The organism is Pseudomonas sp. p50(2008), assembly GCF_015351605.1.
Taxonomy (GTDB): Bacteria; Pseudomonadota; Gammaproteobacteria; order Pseudomonadales; family Pseudomonadaceae; genus Aquipseudomonas.
The window spans coordinates 738275-754893 of the sequence record NZ_JACMYF010000001.1 but is presented as its reverse complement, the minus strand read 5'-3'; the positions used below and the strand labels follow the sequence as shown (position 1 = coordinate 754893).

Here is a 16619-nt window from a genome sequence, read left to right as displayed (position 1 = left end):
CGAATGGCTATTCGTGTTTTATTGTTCACTCAGTGGTTTGAACCTGAGCCGACATTCAAGGGGCTTGTTTTTGCTCGTGAGTTGGTAGCACAAGGTTTTGAAGTCGAGGTTGTCACCGGGTTTCCGAACTATCCCGGTGGTAAGTTATACCCTGGCTATAAGATCAAAGCCTTGCAGCGCGAAGTCATCGACGGCGTCCACGTGACGCGTGTACCACTTTACCCTAGTCATGGGCAGAGTGGAGTCGGCCGACTTTTAAATTACATCAGCTTTGCGGCTAGTATTTTGCTATATGGCCTGTTTCGAGCGAAAAAACCGGATGTCATTTATGCATACCATCCGCCATTGACGGTTGGTATTGCGGCCGCGCTGGTTCGTTTTTTCCGGCGTGTGCCTGTGGTATACGATGTTCAAGATATGTGGCCTGACACGCTCAAGGCCACAGGCATGTTTTCCAACGAAAGGCTCCTAAAAGTTGTTTCTCGCGTCTGCGATTGGGTATACGGTCACGTAGACCAGGTTGTCGTGTTGTCACCCGGTTTCAAACGGCTATTGATCCAGCGGGGAGTGCCTTCGCAAAAAATCGATGTCATCTACAACTGGTGTGCCGAAGATTTGGTTCGCTCAACGTCGAGTAATCCCCCCGCCAACTTTCCAGTGACTTCGGCGTTTCGAATTCTGTTCGCTGGTAATATGGGTAAGGCGCAATCTCTTGATACAGTCATTGCAACGGCACAATTGTTGCGAGAAAAAGCTTGTAAAGTAGCGTTTATTTTTTTGGGAGGGGGAGTTGAAGCCACCAGGCTGGAGGCACTCGCGAAAAGCGAGCAACTCGATAATGTGTTCTTTCTGCCCGCTGTCCCGATGACCGAGGTGGGAGCCTATCTGGCTAGCGCCGATGCGTTGCTTGTGCATTTAAAAAAGGACCCGTTGTTCACCATTACTATTCCGTCTAAAACCCAGGCGTATATGGCGGCCGGTAAGCCAATATTAATGGCGGTAGATGGTGATGCCGCGGATCTTGTGCGCGACGCCGGATGTGGAGTTGTCAGCGAGTCAGACAATCCCCAGGCGCTTGCGGATGCAGTCCAGGCCTTAATAGATGTTTCTGAAAAAGGTCATAGGGAAATGGCTGAAAACGGATTAGCCTTCTATCACAGAGAGCTTTCCCTTCATGTCGGTGCCAAGCGTTTTGGTGAGCACTTCAAGCGTTTGTCGAAATGAACGCCAAGGCTTTCGCCCCAACAATATTTTTCAAGGACCTCTGATGTCAAAACGCTTCTTCGATATTGTGGCCTCGGTAGCCGGGTTGATTCTCTTGTCCCCCGTGATCGCGATAGTCGCCTACCTGATTCGCAAGCGATTGGGGTCACCGATTTTGTTTCGCCAAGTCAGACCGGGGCTTGATGGTAAACCCTTTGAAATGGTTAAGTTTCGCACAATGCGAGATGCGTTTGACGCCAACGGCAATCCCTTACCTGATTCTGAGCGGATGACAGATTTTGGCAGATTTCTTCGATCCAGCAGTTTGGATGAGTTGCCTGAATTGTGGAACGTCATCAAAGGGGATATGAGTTTGGTAGGGCCTCGCCCACTATTGATGGAGTATTTGCCTCTGTACGATGAAGTGCAGATTCGCAGACATAATGCGCGGCCCGGGGTTACCGGATGGGCACAAATAAATGGTCGTAATGCGTTGTCTTGGGAAGAGAAATTCAAGCTTGATGTTTGGTATGTAGACAATCAATCGCTTTGGCTCGACCTGAAAATAATTTTCCTCACCATCAAAAAAGTTTTGATCAGGGATGGGATCAGTGCAGAAGGTGAAGTAACAATGACTAGGTTCACCGGGTCAAAAAAATGAGAGGTAATGAATTATTGACGCGAGTGAGCATCTAACCATCCTGCATTACGCGGCAGAGCGTTTGTAAATGGCAAGACGTTAAAATATTGCGAACGATGGTGTGGGCACAATTCTGAACCTAGGTTGTACCATTACGACTGTTCGTCGGGCGTGTGGACAGGTCAGGTCAGGTGCTCAATTGCCCGGTGCAGAAATCGTCGCCAACGGTACCTGGATCGGTATGGTACCTGTCTGGGGCTAGAGCCGCGGTGATCTGCGATATCTCTGATAATATGACTGTCGCAGAGTACCCGCATCGATAGATGCGAAGATCCTGAGTGATTGGCATCGGAATCGCGTGACTGATTGGCTGTCGTCGATTGCCGACGGTTCATTATTAATTATGGCTGGCAGGTAAAAACCGTGTTGAATACCCCATTTTCTCCTTGGCCTTCGTTCACTGAGGAAGAGGCCGATGCCGTTCGCGACGTGGTCCTTTCTAATAAGGTCAACTACTGGACTGGGCAGGAATGCCGCGAGTTTGAGAAAGAATTCGCCACGTGGGCAGGCACCAAATATTCCGTCGCTTTGGCGAATGGCACTGTCGCACTTGACCTTGCATTGGTTGCGCTGGGTATTGGAATGGGAGACGAAGTGATCGTCACGCCTCGGACCTTCCTCGCCTCGGTTTCCAGTATTGTTAATGCCGGTGCTATCCCGGTTTTCGCCGAGGTCGATCGCGATACCCAGAACATTACTGCTCAGACAATTCAGTCCGTTTTGACCCCTCGTACTCGGGGTATTATTTGTGTGCATTTGGCTGGCTGGCCGTGTGATATGGATCCGATCATGGAGTTGGCTGCGCTTCATGATATCAAGGTCATCGAAGATTGCGCCCAGGCACATGGCGCGAAGTACAAGGGACGCCCTGTAGGGTCTATTGGTCATATAGGTGCCTGGTCGTTTTGCCAGGACAAAATCATGACAACCGGGGGGGAGGGTGGGATGGTTACCACCAATAACCGCGATCTCTGGTTGAAAATGTGGGCATTTAAGGATCATGGCAAGAGTTGGGAGGCCATTTACGAACGAGACCATCAACCAGGCTTCCGCTGGTTGCATGAGAGTTTCGGTACGAACTGGCGGATGCTGGAAGTGCAAGGGGTCATAGGGCGGATACAACTTCGTCGCATGGCACAGTGGCGTGTTCAACGAATCAATCACGCGGAACGTATTTGGTCGAAGGCTCGTGAGCTTAAAGGTCTGCGTGTCCCAGTGGTTTCCGAAGACCTCGAACACGCTGCCTATAAATGTTATGTGTTTGTAGAGCCGCAGCACTTGAAGGCTGAATGGAACCGAGATCGTATCCTGTCCGAGATTTCTGCTCTTGGGGTTCCATGTTTTTCGGGTTCTTGTTCTGAGGTTTACCTGGAAAAAGCGTTCGATGATACGGGCTGGCGCCCGGAAATACGCCTCCCCATTGCGAAAGAACTGGGGGAGACAAGCTTGATGTTCTTGGTGCATCCAACATTGACCGACACCGAAATAGAAAAGACTTGCGAGACGATTCGCATTGTCATGCAGCAAGCTGTGAAACCGTAGCCTGTTTGTGACCTCACAACTCCTTGAGGCGTGAGTCAGTTCTTGCAGGTGGGAAAGGGCACGAAATGTCGCTTGACATTGGCACTATCTGCCCCCTTCTCATCACGGTTTCAGTATTTTCAGCAGCATGAATAGGGGGCTGTATTCTTTGCCTTCGCCCATGATGTGATCTGGTTCACTTGTGGTGCTACCGGTATCAATGTTCTAAATCAGGTCAGTTATTTACACGTTACGAGTGCGTCGCAGACGTACACTCGTCAACATGAGCAATAGGTCAGCGGTTCGAGGTGTACGACGGGGTTATGGATAAATTGCGCAAACTGTTGCTTGGACTGCCACGGCGTCAAAAACGGCTCCTTCAGGTTGCGGTCGACGTCGTTCTCGTATGGGCCGCATTGTGGTTGGCATTTCTGGTTCGCCTTGGTGTTGATGACATGGTTAATCCATTGATCGTCCATTCCTGGCTTTTCTTATGCCTCCCGCTGGTCACAATTCCCTTGTTTATCCGGTTTGGTATGTATCGAGCTGTAATGCGGTACTTCGGCAACGATGCACTTATCGCGATTATCAAGGCGGTCAGTTTGTCGTCATTAATTCTTGGCGTAGTTGTTTATTGGTACAGTAATCACCAAAACGTAGTCCCTCGCTCGATCATTTTCAACTTCTGGTGGTTGAGCCTGATTATGATCGGTGGACTTCGCTTGGCCATGCGCCAGTACTTTTTGGGCGACTGGTTCAGTGCGGCTCAGCACGTTCCATTTACCAACCGGGACGATGGCCTGCCAAAAGTTGCCATTTATGGGGCGGGCTCTGCCGGTAACCAGTTGGTCGCTGCCTTGCGCATGGGGCGAATCATGCGCCCGGTTGCATTTATCGATGACGATAGCGGCATTGCCGATAGAGTCATTTCCGGATTGCAGGTTTATAAACCCAAGCATATCCAGCAGATGATCGATAGCACCGGGGCTCAGGAAATCCTGTTGGCCATCCCGTCCACTAACCGGGGGCGGCGCCGCGAGATCCTCGGGTTTCTCGAAGGATTCCCACTCCACGTTCGAAGCGTTCCCGGTTTTATGGACCTGGCCAGTGGACGGGTAAAGGTCGATGATATTCAGGAAGTAGATATTGCGGACCTTCTGGGCAGGGATGCAGTACCGGCCCGGAGTGACTTGCTTGAACACTGTATCAAGGGGCAATCTGTGCTTGTTACTGGGGCAGGAGGGTCAATCGGTTCAGAGTTATGTCGACAGATTCTTGCTTTGAAACCAACGACACTGCTGCTGTTTGAGCACAGTGAATTCAATCTTTATAGCATCATGTGCGAACTAGAACAGCGGATTGCCAGGGAGTCATTGTCATTACGTTTACTTCCCATTCTCGGTTCTGTGCGTAATCCGGAGAAGTTGCTGGATGTGATGAGAACTTGGCATGTTGACACTGTTTACCACGCCGCCGCGTATAAACACGTCCCGATGGTAGAGCACAACATTGCCGAGGGAGTTTTGAACAATGTTATTGGTACGCTCAACACCGCCCAAGCTGCGCTAAAAGCAGGCGTTACGAATTTTGTACTGATCTCGACAGATAAGGCGGTTCGACCCACCAATGTCATGGGCAGCACAAAGCGCCTGGCCGAACTAACCCTTCAAGCACTCAGTCGAGAACTGGCCCCGGTGCTGTATGGTGATACCTCTAATATATCGCATGTAAATAAGACGCGTTTCACTATGGTCCGTTTTGGTAATGTCTTGGGTTCGTCTGGCTCGGTCATACCGTTGTTTCACAAGCAGATAAAGTCCGGGGGGCCGCTGACCGTTACCCATCCGAAGATCACCCGCTATTTCATGACCATTCCAGAGGCTGCGCAACTGGTCATTCAAGCAGGTTCCATGGGGCAGGGCGGTGATGTTTTTGTGCTGGATATGGGCGAGCCCGTGAGGATAGTCGAGCTTGCAGAAAAGATGATCCATTTGTCCGGTCTGAGCGTTCGCTCGGAAAAAAACCAGCATGGGGACATCGCTATCGAGTTCACCGGATTGCGTCCGGGTGAGAAACTCTACGAAGAACTGCTAATCGGCGATAACGTGGCGGCCACTCAGCATCCGATGATCATGACTGCTAACGAGGATCACCTGTCTTGGGATTTACTCAAGGTCAAATTGACCGAATTGGTCGCTGCGGTGGATCAGGATGACTATGCGCGCGTCCGTCAACTCCTGCGCGACACGGTCAGCGGCTACACCCCAGACGGAGAAATTGTCGACTGGATCTACCAGCAACGCCGCCTCGAACCCTGATTCCTTTACATCGAGTATCCGGCACAACTGCAATTACCATATCATCGCCTGAATTTGAACGGCGGTTTTGGACGGTTGATCACCCTATGCAGTCAGCACCAGCAACGATCACTGATCTGTGATTGTCTGCAGCGCAGCGCAGGCGCACTGCGACGTGTTCAAGAAGCCAGGTTGGGACGCAGTAAGCCTATCCCGGATTAGGCTGCACGCCAGTGGGCATCAACTCAACAGTGGGCTGACGCCAACTGCTGCCGATGAAAAACTTGATGCCCTTACAGAACTGCAAGTTTCGACGGACGTCAGGCTACCACTGCCGTCTGAGCCGTCCCAGACCTTACTCAGCAATACGAAACTCCGGTGCTGGCTGTATCTATGACTAAGACCCGATCAGCTCGTTTAGTTATTGCCTGGCAGAGCCTTTTTATGCGGCGAGCCTGATCAAACGAGCTGGACTGAGGGGTTCTTACACACCGCCTATTAAAGCCTTTATGATTCAATGTATGGAAAAATGGTAGTCCCCGGAACCGGCCTCATAGACCGAATATCCTGGCTCGGTACGGACGAAGTTCGCGCCGTCGCTTTGAACGGTCCTTCCCTTGTCTGGTACCCAGATTTCCGCGCTTGTGTTCACTGGGATGCTGACAAAAAGCTCTTCTTGATCACTTCCTTTCCAGCGCACGGCAATAGTCCCGTAACCCGATCTAAAGCGAGCATTGGCCGAACGCACCTCGCTTCCAGGCACAGGTTTGACGACAAACCTTCGAAAGCCAGGTGCCATGGGACGAATACCGACAATGTTCTGGTACATCCATTCTCCGATCGACCCGTAGCCGTAGTGGTTGAATGAGGTCATAGCCTTGTTTTGAAAGCCGCCATCTGGCCGGATTCCGTCCCAACACTCCCACATCGTGGTAGCGCCTTTGCTTATCTGATCGCCCCAGGACGGATAACTATTTTGCAGCAGTAGGCGGTACGCTGCGTCGGCATACCCTGTTTCCGATAGTGCATGTAGCAGACGTGGTGGGCCGAGGAATCTGGTAGACAGATGCCAGTTCCTACCATCGATCAATTGAACCGCAAGTGCGTAGGCCGTTCGCATGTCAGACTTTGATCTGCCATCTAGAGGGACAAACTCACGGTTAATGCATTTCGAATATTCGAATAAAAATCTGCATATCGACGGGAATACTTATTAAGCGAGCGCACAACTTATTCAAGGGTGTGAGCGCTTTCAACGAAGAATGCTGTCGCCATCAGATCTTTTGAAGTCTCTTCATCGAAGTTAACCCAGTCACCGTGAACGTTACTGGACAAACTTAGTCCGAACTCGCTTTTTCGAGATGCGACAACCAGTTATCCATTGCGTTTACGTTTGGCGCGGATATGCGCAGGTTTTCACGCTCATAAAAAGTCTGTGGTGCCGATTTAGCGGAATATCAAATGTTTATGATAGCGGGGCGATGTAATATCAGTCCTTATTCAGAGGCTACTTGATGAATTGCAATTAGATTTCTTATTCTATCAAAGCGATAGAATTGGTTGGAGACTTAAAGCAAACTTGAGGTCTCCAGAGAATTCGGTGAAGCAATCGTGACGTTTCTTTTTTCAGCGAAAACTCTCCACTGCCGAAGTACACAAATGCGTGAGGTGCTTAAGGTGGGTGTTCAAAAAATGGTTGCAGAAAGAGGGTGACGTTCAGACTTCGCTCGTCGACGTTCCTCAAAATGTGTTTAGTGACTATATTTCTTGGAAATGCGCTTTACCTCTACCTAGCGCATAGATGCTTTGCGGTCATTCGATCAGGGAGTGGAGGCGACGTTGAGTCTTGCACGCAAAGCTGCTTGTGCAGGTCTCCAGTGCTTCATTTTCATCAGTTCCGTTGAGTCCTATGGCGAGAGTGCTGCGTGCTGTGATGCTTACACTAAGCCGGATGTCCACAGTGCCTGTGGAACCTTATGGTGTAACCCAGATTGGACCCGAAGAACTGTTGGGTGACCTTGCCATCGAAAACGGGAGGGATGTCGTGATTATTAGGCCGTCGCTGGTGTGTGAGTCTAGAGTCAGGGTTGACTTTTGGAGTATAATGCATGAGTTTGATCAAGAAATTCAGTTGCCTTTCGGGATGATTGATAATCCTTGTTGTTTTGTCGCATAGGAAAATCAGGTGGATTTAGTTTTCACATTTATTGGTCACCTAGGGGCTGCCAACAGAGCATATCTGTTCGGTAATGATGAAGATTTTTCCAAAACCCAATTGCGACGCAAAACAGCGTATGTCTTAACCGAAAAGGCTCGTCTTTTGCCAACACGTCCCATTTTTGTTGGTGGAGCCGAAGGGTTTCTGGGCGGAAACGTTTTTTTTTCATATCGTTTATTTGGCGTTTTACATGTGGACTTCGAAAAAATACGATCAATGCTGAGATGGTTACCGCTGTGCTCTATTGATGAAGCGTTGAAGATCACCGCGCAGTATTTTCAGCAAGGAAAAAAACTATGATGTATTGGTGGTTGATTCCTGTAGTGACGAGTTGTTCTTTAATGTTAACCGCTGTTTTTCGAAACTACGCCTTGGCTAGAAGCATTGTGGATATTCCCAACGCTCGTAGTTCTCATTTAATATCTACACCGCGGGGTGGTGGCGTTGCAATTGTCATCACCTTTTTGTTGGTTCTTTCCTTTCTTTCCTGGGTTGAATTGGTGGATTTGCCACTATTAATCGCCATCGGTGGTGCAGGGGGCGTGGTCGCTATTATCGGTTTCATGGATGATTACAACCATATAGCTGTACCATGGCGATTGTCAGCGCATTTCTGCGCGGCTGTCTGGTCATTGTTCTGGCTGGGAGGTTTTCCTCCCATCATTACCTTCGGATTTGTCGTGGATCCAGGTTGGCTGGGGCTCATTCTGGGAGCGTTCTATCTCGTTTGGATGCTCAATCTGTACAATTTTATGGACGGGATCGATGGAATTGCCAGTATTGAGGCGATTTCGGTATGTTCGGGGGCGTGTCTCCTGTATTGGCTGATGGGGTTAGAGCACTTGATTTGGGCTCCCGGCATGCTAGCGCTGGCAGTTAGTGGGTTTCTGTTCTGGAATTTTCCCAAGGCCCGTATTTTTATGGGGGACGCAGGAAGCGGCTTCTTGGGACTCGTGTTTGGTATCATCTCCATTCAGGCAGCATGGGTTGCACCGCAGTTGTTGTGGGCTTGGCTTATTTTGTTAGGCGTGTTTATTGTTGACGCAACCTTTACGTTAATTCGTCGCTTGGTCCGCGGGGATAAATTTTACGAAGCGCATCGTAGTCATGTGTATCAAATTGCATCACGTAGGTATGGAACGCATATAGCAGTCTCTCTTGCTGTTGGAATGATCAATCTTGTCTGGCTCCTGCCCATTGCGCTCTGCGTGACTTACTTTCGATTGGACGGTGTATTGGCGCTTGTAGTCGCCTATACACCTCTCCTGATACTGGCAATCAAATTTCAATCGGATGGAATCGAAAAAGAACCAATCTGTCAGTAACTGCTTTATTTTATTCAGCATTGGTTGCATTTGCAGAGGCACACTGATCAGTCACGGCGTTGGGAGCGATTCGAGATGTATGAAGGAGTTTTGGGTAAATTGAGAAAACTGTTACTTAAGCTTCCGCGCCGTCAGAAACGGCTCATTCAAATTGCAGCCGACATTTTTCTCGTTTGGGCAGCGTTGTGGTTGGCATTTTTGGTTCGCCTCGGCACTGATGACATGGTCAACCCACTGATCGCCCATTTCTGGCTTTTTTTAGCTGCCCCAATAGTAGCAATACCCTTATTTGTCCGCTTTGGAATGTATCGTGCCGTTATGCGGTACTTCGGTAACGATGCATTGATTGCAATTATCAAGGCAGTCAGCTTGTCCTCGCTAATTCTAGGGGTGTTTGTTTATTGGTACAGTAATCATCAAAATATTGTCCCTCGATCAATTATTTTCAACTACTGGTGGCTGAGCTTGATCATGATTGGCGGGCTTCGCCTTGCTATGCGTCAGTATTTCCTGGGCGACTGGTATGCAGCGGCTCAGCATGTGCCGTTCACCAGTCGGGACGATGGCTTACCGAAAGTCGCTATCTATGGCGCGGGTGCTGCCGGTAACCAATTGGTAGCGGCCTTGCGTATGGGACGAGTCATGCGCCCGGTGGCGTTCATCGATGATGACAGCGGGATTGCCGTCAGGACCATATCCGGTTTGCAGGTCTATAAGCCAAAACATATACAACAGATGATTGATAGGACCGGGGCTCAGGAAGTTCTATTGGCCATCCCTTCAGCAAGCCGGGGGCGGCGTCGTGAAATTTTAGGTTATCTCGAACGTTTCCCTCTCCATGTTCGAAGCGTTCCCGGTTTCATGGATCTAGCCAGCGGGCGTGTAAAGGTTGATGACATCCAAGAAGTAGATATTGCCGATCTCCTCGGCAGGGATGCCGTTCCAGCGCAAGGCGACCTGCTTGCACATTGCATTGAGGGGCAGTCTGTTCTTGTTACCGGAGCTGGCGGTTCCATCGGTTCAGAGCTATGTCGGCAAATTCTTGCTCTCCATCCTACGACGCTGATATTGTTTGAACACAGTGAGTTCAATCTTTACAGCATCTTGTCCGAGCTTGAGCAACGAATAGCCCGCGAGTCACTGTCTGTCCGCTTATTGCCACTTCTAGGTTCTGTGCGCGATCCGGAGAAGTTGCTGAATGTGATAAAAGCCTGGCGTGTAGATACTATTTATCATGCGGCGGCGTATAAGCATGTGCCAATGGTTGAGCACAACGTTGCTGAAGGGGTTCTTAATAACGTTGTGGGTACGCTTAATACTGCCCAGGCTGCTTTGAAGGCAGGCGTCGCCAACTTCGTACTGATTTCGACTGATAAGGCAGTGCGGCCGACTAACGTCATGGGCTGCACCAAGCGGCTTGCCGAGATGTTGTTGCAGGCGCTGAGCCGTGAATTGGCTCCAGTGCTGTTTAGAGATATCACTAATGTCTCGCATGTCAATAAAACACGTTTCACTATGGTGCGTTTTGGTAACGTTCTTGGTTCATCCGGCTCCGTCATACCTTTGTTCTACAAGCAGATACAGTCCGGCGGGCCGCTTACGGTGACGCACCCGAAAATTACTCGTTATTTCATGACCATTCCCGAAGCTGCACAGCTGGTAATTCAAGCAGGCTCTATGGGGCAAGGCGGGGATGTGTTCGTCCTTGACATGGGGGAGCCTGTTAAAATTGTAGAACTTGCTAGAAAAATGATTCATTTATCGGGCTTGAGCATTTGTTCAGAGAAGAACCAGTATGGTGATATTTCAATCGAGTTCACAGGGTTGCGTCCAGGTGAAAAACTCTACGAGGAGTTGTTGATCGGTGACAACGTCAGCGCGACTCAGCATCCGATGATAATGAGTGCAAACGAGGACCATCTGGTATGGGATGTGCTCAAAATCAGGCTGGCAGAGTTACTCGAGGCTGTTGAGGAGGACGACTATCCGCGCGTCAGACAGATCCTTAGCGACACCGTCAGCGGCTATACGCCCGATGGAGATATTGTCGACTGGGTTTACCAACAGCAGCGTCTCGAACACTGATTTTTAATTTTGCAGCAGACCCCTGATTCCAACGGAGACCTGTGCATGGACAGTATAACGTTGATCAGCAATTGAGTTATATCAGCACTGGATATATATCATTCGTATTATATTTGTTAAGGGGAAACTGATGTGGGCGCGATAGTAAAAGTTAGGTAATATCTGCCAAAAGACGTCAGGTGAGACTTTCGCCTGACGTGCATTGACTAAGGTGAAAGTGCAGAGGTGGAATATAAAACGGACACCCCGCTTTCGCGGGGTGTGTTTTATTTAATAGGTATGAAGATCTCTGCCGACCCGCTGATGACTCTTTTTCCTTTGACCCTGCAAGTGGTGTCAAAAAATACACGCCTTTTCTCTTGGTCAACCTTGGTGACAACAACTTCTGCCGTTACTGTGTCATCTATATAAACGGGTCTCAGAAAGTTAAGGTTCTGTGATACGTATACACAGCCAGGGCCGGGGATCCTCATACCGAATATTGCTGAAAAAAAGCCGGCAGACATCAACCCATGTGCAATTCGTTTTCCAAATCGTGATCCGGCAGCATAGTCGCTGTCAACGTGCACCGGGTTATGGTCGCCACTGATTCCGGCGAAGGACTTGATATCAGCATCGGTTATCGTCTGGGAATAGCTAGCTTTCATCCCTACTTCGATTTCGTCGATGGGCACTGAAGCTATAGTAAAGTCTGCCATTAGCTGCCGAGTCCCTTGCGGAGTGGTTTTGCGGGGTTCCCTACCATTACGGCTCCGGCGGGTACACTCTTGGTTACAACCGCTCCCATACCAATCACCGCGCCTTCTCCTATCACTATAGGTTTATTGGGCGTGCCTTGTTTAATTATAGCTCCTGTGCCGATGTATGCATGGTTTTCAATAATTACATTGCCGTTGCATTTTACGCCAGGTGCGAAAGTTACGTAATCGCCAATTACACAGTCGTGGGCAACGTAGGAATAGATATTGGCATGGAAGAACTTTCCAATTGTAGCGTTCGAAGTAACGGTAGTGAAGGGGCACAAAATTACGCCGTCATCGATTTTATTTTCGTCGAGGACCACACTGTTGATTGAGGTTATCGCGAAGGGTTTTATACCCGCGGAGATCATATCGTCAGCTATTTTTTCGCGAACCTTACTGTTGCCGATTGCGATATTGAAAAATTTATCTACGGCGGGAGTCTCTTTAAACGCCTCTGTGGTCATGACTTCAATACCATTAACATGGTCTTCGTTTGAGCCGTCATCGACAAATACAATTCGGCATTCGTCATTGGCCGCAATGCGAATGTGCTCACGAACAAGCGGCAGCACTTCACGGCCAAAACCTCCAGCCCCAATAATTGCGTAAATATTCATATATTCTCCTATTTGATAGCTTACAGCTGACGGCCCGCTTTCAGAACCCTGCAAATATACACGAACCCGATCATGATGGTCTCTCGTGCTGGGGGATTCGCTGATTCTCGTCGTTCGACAGTTAGCCTTGGTCGATATGCCGCTCTAGTTCGGTCTGGTTTGCTTGCCTGAAACATTGCATCTTGACTTTGGGTACTCCGAACCCTGACCGGCGTCAGGGCCTTTCACCGCTGGCTTTTGAACTTAGTGCGGACCGCCAGATTGGGTGCATTGGCCGTTACCCCTCGGATCGGGACTCCCCCGCCTTACGTTTGGTCTCGCTTTTGCGCCTCGTTAGATTTACTAAGCATAGATGCCCAACACTCCAGACATTGGCCCTCGGTGGTTCTGGAGGGGCTCGTAAATACAGCATTCGGTATCCGAAAAGCAATTTTCACTTTTTGATCATTGAATCAGTCGCGATTGTTTCACATCCCGCAACAGACACACTTTTGACAGCCCCCATACATCGCCTAGATTTGGGAGGCAGCTTCGGAAAAGCTGCTTTCCCAATCGATGTCATGGAGCTTCAAATATGCGTACCGGTTACCTCTCCTCTCTGATTTTTGCCCTGCTCACCAGCCTCTCGATCAGCGCTACTGCTGCGCCCGCAGCCAAGCCCGAGACTGGCAAACCCCTTGCAGTGATGGAAGCTGCTCCAAAGGAAATGTCAGGCAAAGTCGACCTCAATGGTGCCGACGCGCCAACTTTGCAGCGAGAACTGACAGGTGTTGGTGAAGCAAAGGCCCAGGCAATTGTTGCGTATCGCGATATGAACGGGCCCTTTGCATCCGTTGATGAGTTGCTGGAAGTGAAGGGGATCGGCAAAGCGATTCTGGATAAAAACCGTGAGAAGCTCGAGGTGAACTAAGCTGATTGTTCAGCATTAGGAAGGCCGGTCATTGACCGGCCTTTTTTCGTTTAGAGGCGATCAAAAAATGTCCTGCGCTTCAAGGCGTGGCACCTGCGCACGGCACCTCCTTTCGTCGGCGCCTAAAAAATTACGACTATCATATGCACTTTGGATTATGCCTATAATAAATACGTCGTCCAACGAACCGCTCGTACGTTCTCGCCCTCAGCCTCTCCCCAGGAGCACCCTTTATGAACTCTCCCAAAGCCCAAGGAACCGCTCTCGTCACTGGTGCATCTTCCGGCATCGGTGCAATTTACGCCGAGCGTCTGGCCGCCCGCGGTTTTGACCTGCTCCTGGTCGCACGCGATCAGGAGCGCCTCGACGCAGCCGCAACCAGGCTGCGCACAGAGCACGGTATACAAGTCGAAGTGCTCAAGGCAGATCTGACGCGAAAGGACGACGTGTTAAAACTCGAACAGCGCCTGCGCAGCGATTCCAGTATCAGCCTCCTGCTAAACAATGCCGGCGTCGCGGCCGATGGTTTGCTGGCCAACTCCGACATGGACCAGCTTGAGCGTTTGATTCAGCTCAACATCACGGCAGTCACGCGGTTGGCCTCGGCGGCGGCGGCGAGTTTTTCCAAGGCGGGTCGTGGGACGATCATCAACATCGCCTCGGTTGTGGCATTGTTTCCAGAACGTTTCAACGCGACTTACAGCGCCAGCAAGGCATATGTGTTAAGTCTGACCCAGTCGTTAAACGCCGAACTGGACGGCACAGGCGTCAAGGTCCAGGCCGTATTGCCTGGGGTGACGCGCACCGAAATCTGGGAGCGTTCCGGTATCGATGCGGCGCAAATTCCTGCGGATATGGTGATGGAAGCCGGTGAAATGGTAGATGCGGCGTTGTCTGGTCTGGACCAAGGTGAGCTGGTCACCATTCCGTCATTGCCGGACGCTGGCGATTGGGAAGCCTTTGTAGCGGCGCGTCATGTGATGGCGCCGAACCTGTCTAAAAGCAAGGCGGCCACGCGTTACAAGTGAGGCGCCATGTATGGGATCGAGGTGTGTGCGGTATGAGTGATCGTCGAATAGTGGTAACGGGTATGGGGCTGGTGTCGCCTCTGGGCAGCGATGTTGAAGCGGTCTGGGAGCGCCTTCTGGCCGGGCAATCCGGGTTGCGTATTTTGCCGGAGGAGGTGGTTGCGGACTTGCCCGCCAGAGTCGGCGGCGTGGTGCCGACGCTGGCTGAAGATGCCGAGGCGGGTTTTGATCCGGATCGGGCGACGCCTCCTAAAGAACAGAAGAAGATGGATCGCTTCATTCTGTTTGCGATGGAGGCGGCGCGTCAGGCGCTGGAGCAGGCGGGTTGGCAAGCGGTGGACGCCACCGCTCAGGAGCGCACAGCAACCATTATCGGATCAGGCGTTGGCGGTTTCGGCGCTATTGCGGATGCGGTGCGCACCACCGACAGCCGAGGGCCGCGGCGCTTATCGCCGTTCACTATTCCTTCGTTTCTGGTCAACCTGGCGGCAGGCCATGTGTCGATTCAGCACGCGTTCAAGGGCCCTTTGGGTGCTCCGGTGACGGCGTGTGCGGCTGGCGTGCAGGCGATTGGTGATGCGGCGAGGTTGATTCGTAGCGGTGAGGCGGACATAGCCGTCTGTGGCGGTGCCGAAGCTGCAATCGATCGAGTCAGCCTTGCCGGATTTGCCGCTGCTCGCGCGTTGTCCAGTGGTTACAACGAAACACCTGAGCGTGCCTCGCGGCCATTCGACAGTGGCCGCGATGGCTTTGTCATGGGGGAGGGGTCCGGTCTGTTGGTGATCGAATCCCTGGAACATGCGCTGGCCCGTGGTGCCCAGCCCATCGCGGAACTGGTCGGCTACGGCACCAGCGCCGATGCCTATCACCTGACCGCCGGACCTGAGGATGGTAGCGGCGCCCGACGCGCGATGTCACTGGCGTTGGCTCAGGCCGGGATTTCGCCGGCACAGGTTCAGCATCTCAATGCTCACGCAACCTCGACACCGGTCGGGGATTTGGGTGAGTTGGCGGCGATCAAGTCATTGTTCGGGACGGATAACAAGATTGCGGTGACATCGACCAAGTCGGCCACCGGGCATTTGCTCGGTGCTGCCGGTGGGATCGAGGCGATTTTCACGCTGTTGGCCATCCGCGATCAGATCGTGCCCGCGACCCTCAATTTCGAAACTCCGGACCCGGCGGCCCAAGGCGTAGACATCGTCCATGGCGAGGCGCGCCCGATGGTCATCGAATACGCGTTATCGAACGGCTTCGGGTTTGGTGGGGTTAACGCCAGCGTGCTGTTCAAGCGCTGGCAGGGTTAATCCTGCGATCGCTTGAGGTGATCACGAGTGACGTCGAGAATCCGCCGGGCCAGTTCGGGATTCTCGACGCTGCGTGACAGCAGCAGTGCGCCGACCAGCGTCGACATGATGACAATGCTGCGATCTTCGGCGTCGTCACCTTCCAGTGTTCCTCGCACCTGTTCCAGCCTTGCATTGAGGATGGTATCGGAGGTTGCGCTGGGCTGTCCGCGCAGACCCAATTCCGATGACATGGTTGGGAGCGGGCAACCCTGATGCGGCGATGTCTGGTGCCATTCGGAGAGATAGCGGTCGATGAAGGCTTCAAGCGGCCGTTCCTCGGCAAACAACATTGCGCAAACGCCTTCCACTTCTTCGCCCGCAGCTTGCAGCGCCCTTTCTACCAGTTCGTCCTTGGAGGCGAAGTGCGAGTAAAAACCACCGTGAGTCAGTCCTAAAGCTTTCATCAAGGGTTGCAGGCCAGTGGCGCCAATTCCATCGCGGCGAAAGCGTGCAGCAGCTTCCTTGATAATACGTTGGTGGGTTTGGGCTTTATGATCCTGCGAGTAACGCATCTTAAATCTCCACGGCAATGCGTCAGTTTAACCAAGGAAACATAGATGGTGACTGTACTTCTACTTCTAAAAAAGCACACAGATGCTTCGAATCGAATTCCGGATATTTAG

Annotated in this window: 14 protein-coding genes; 10 read left to right on the top strand and 4 right to left on the bottom strand. The window is 51.3% G+C overall.

The window, feature by feature from the left end; all coding sequences use genetic code 11:
- Nucleotides 1-3 precede the first annotated feature (3 nt).
- The 4 genes from H7698_RS03370 to H7698_RS03355 all read left to right on the top strand — a co-directional run bounded on the left by H7698_RS03370 (nt 4) and on the right by H7698_RS03355 (nt 5742).
- Entirely contained in the window at nt 4-1224 is a 1221-nt protein-coding gene (locus tag H7698_RS03370) for a glycosyltransferase family 4 protein (protein WP_194690577.1), read from the top strand.
- 43 nt (nt 1225-1267) lie between these two features.
- Entirely contained in the window at nt 1268-1864 is a 597-nt protein-coding gene (locus tag H7698_RS03365; protein WP_194690576.1) for a sugar transferase, read from the top strand.
- A gap of 402 nt (nt 1865-2266) precedes the next feature.
- A complete protein-coding gene (locus H7698_RS03360; RefSeq protein ID WP_194690779.1) occupies nt 2267-3445 on the top strand; it encodes a DegT/DnrJ/EryC1/StrS family aminotransferase in 1179 nt (392 codons plus the stop codon).
- Nucleotides 3446-3747: 302 nt separating this feature from the next.
- Nucleotides 3748-5742, top strand: coding sequence for a polysaccharide biosynthesis protein (locus H7698_RS03355; RefSeq protein WP_194690575.1), 1995 nt, complete (start codon nt 3748-3750; stop codon nt 5740-5742).
- Nucleotides 5743-6235: 493 nt separating this feature from the next.
- Here H7698_RS03355 and H7698_RS31590 read toward each other — a convergent pair whose 3' ends face one another.
- Nucleotides 6236-6841, bottom strand: a complete 606-nt coding sequence (locus H7698_RS31590) for an alpha-L-rhamnosidase-related protein (protein ID WP_194690574.1) — start codon at nt 6839-6841, stop codon at nt 6236-6238.
- A gap of 1065 nt (nt 6842-7906) precedes the next feature.
- Between H7698_RS31590 and H7698_RS03345 the strand changes: the two genes are divergently transcribed.
- The 3 genes from H7698_RS03345 (at nt 7907) to H7698_RS03335 (ending at nt 11349) form a co-directional block, all read left to right on the top strand.
- Nucleotides 7907-8239, top strand: coding sequence for a hypothetical protein (locus H7698_RS03345; protein WP_194690573.1), 333 nt, complete (start codon nt 7907-7909; stop codon nt 8237-8239).
- Nucleotides 8236-9264, top strand: a complete 1029-nt coding sequence (locus tag H7698_RS03340) for an MraY family glycosyltransferase (RefSeq protein WP_194690572.1) — start codon at nt 8236-8238, stop codon at nt 9262-9264. Before H7698_RS03345 ends, H7698_RS03340 begins: the two co-directional genes overlap by 4 nt.
- 75 nt (nt 9265-9339) lie before the next feature.
- Nucleotides 9340-11349, top strand: coding sequence for a polysaccharide biosynthesis protein (locus H7698_RS03335; RefSeq protein ID WP_194690571.1), 2010 nt, complete (start codon nt 9340-9342; stop codon nt 11347-11349).
- A 266-nt stretch (nt 11350-11615) separates the two neighbouring features.
- Here H7698_RS03335 and H7698_RS03330 read toward each other — a convergent pair whose 3' ends face one another.
- Together H7698_RS03330 and H7698_RS03325 are read right to left on the bottom strand one after the other, a co-directional pair.
- On the bottom strand, nt 11616-12047 hold the full coding sequence (locus tag H7698_RS03330; protein ID WP_194690570.1) for a MaoC family dehydratase: 432 nt from the start codon (nt 12045-12047) through the stop codon (nt 11616-11618).
- Nucleotides 12047-12709, bottom strand: coding sequence for an acetyltransferase (locus H7698_RS03325; RefSeq protein ID WP_194690569.1), 663 nt, complete (start codon nt 12707-12709; stop codon nt 12047-12049). The genes H7698_RS03330 and H7698_RS03325 overlap by 1 nt, the downstream gene beginning before the upstream one ends.
- 574 nt (nt 12710-13283) lie before the next feature.
- Between H7698_RS03325 and H7698_RS03320 the strand changes: the two genes are divergently transcribed.
- From H7698_RS03320 to fabF, 3 genes are all read left to right on the top strand, one after another.
- On the top strand, nt 13284-13619 hold the full coding sequence (locus H7698_RS03320; protein ID WP_194690568.1) for a ComEA family DNA-binding protein: 336 nt from the start codon (nt 13284-13286) through the stop codon (nt 13617-13619).
- Between the two features lie 233 nt (nt 13620-13852).
- Nucleotides 13853-14647: an SDR family NAD(P)-dependent oxidoreductase gene (locus tag H7698_RS03315; RefSeq protein ID WP_194690567.1), complete on the top strand. Its 795-nt coding sequence runs from the start codon at nt 13853-13855 to the stop codon at nt 14645-14647.
- Nucleotides 14648-14679: 32 nt separating this feature from the next.
- Nucleotides 14680-15954, top strand: a complete 1275-nt coding sequence (fabF, locus tag H7698_RS03310; RefSeq protein WP_194690566.1) for a beta-ketoacyl-ACP synthase II — start codon at nt 14680-14682, stop codon at nt 15952-15954.
- On the opposite strand, the gene H7698_RS03305 is transcribed toward fabF, so the two are convergent.
- Nucleotides 15951-16508, bottom strand: a complete 558-nt coding sequence (locus tag H7698_RS03305; protein ID WP_194690565.1) for a TetR/AcrR family transcriptional regulator — start codon at nt 16506-16508, stop codon at nt 15951-15953. The two genes, fabF and H7698_RS03305, sit on opposite strands and share 4 nt — an antisense overlap.
- Nucleotides 16509-16619 lie beyond the last annotated feature (111 nt).

Coding starts and splice junctions, on each gene's coding strand:
- H7698_RS03340 (WP_194690572.1), top strand. CDS start 8,236: ATGATGTATTGGTGGTTGATTCCTGTAGTGACGAGTTGTTCTTTAATG.
- H7698_RS31590 (WP_194690574.1), bottom strand. CDS start 6,841: ATGCGAACGGCCTACGCACTTGCGGTTCAATTGATCGATGGTAGGAAC.
- H7698_RS03325 (WP_194690569.1), bottom strand. CDS start 12,709: ATGAATATTTACGCAATTATTGGGGCTGGAGGTTTTGGCCGTGAAGTG.
- H7698_RS03330 (WP_194690570.1), bottom strand. CDS start 12,047: ATGGCAGACTTTACTATAGCTTCAGTGCCCATCGACGAAATCGAAGTA.
- H7698_RS03305 (WP_194690565.1), bottom strand. CDS start 16,508: ATGCGTTACTCGCAGGATCATAAAGCCCAAACCCACCAACGTATTATC.
- fabF (WP_194690566.1), top strand. CDS start 14,680: ATGAGTGATCGTCGAATAGTGGTAACGGGTATGGGGCTGGTGTCGCCT.
- H7698_RS03320 (WP_194690568.1), top strand. CDS start 13,284: ATGCGTACCGGTTACCTCTCCTCTCTGATTTTTGCCCTGCTCACCAGC.
- H7698_RS03365 (WP_194690576.1), top strand. CDS start 1,268: ATGTCAAAACGCTTCTTCGATATTGTGGCCTCGGTAGCCGGGTTGATT.
- H7698_RS03335 (WP_194690571.1), top strand. CDS start 9,340: ATGTATGAAGGAGTTTTGGGTAAATTGAGAAAACTGTTACTTAAGCTT.
- H7698_RS03370 (WP_194690577.1), top strand. CDS start 4: ATGGCTATTCGTGTTTTATTGTTCACTCAGTGGTTTGAACCTGAGCCG.
- H7698_RS03355 (WP_194690575.1), top strand. CDS start 3,748: ATGGATAAATTGCGCAAACTGTTGCTTGGACTGCCACGGCGTCAAAAA.
- H7698_RS03315 (WP_194690567.1), top strand. CDS start 13,853: ATGAACTCTCCCAAAGCCCAAGGAACCGCTCTCGTCACTGGTGCATCT.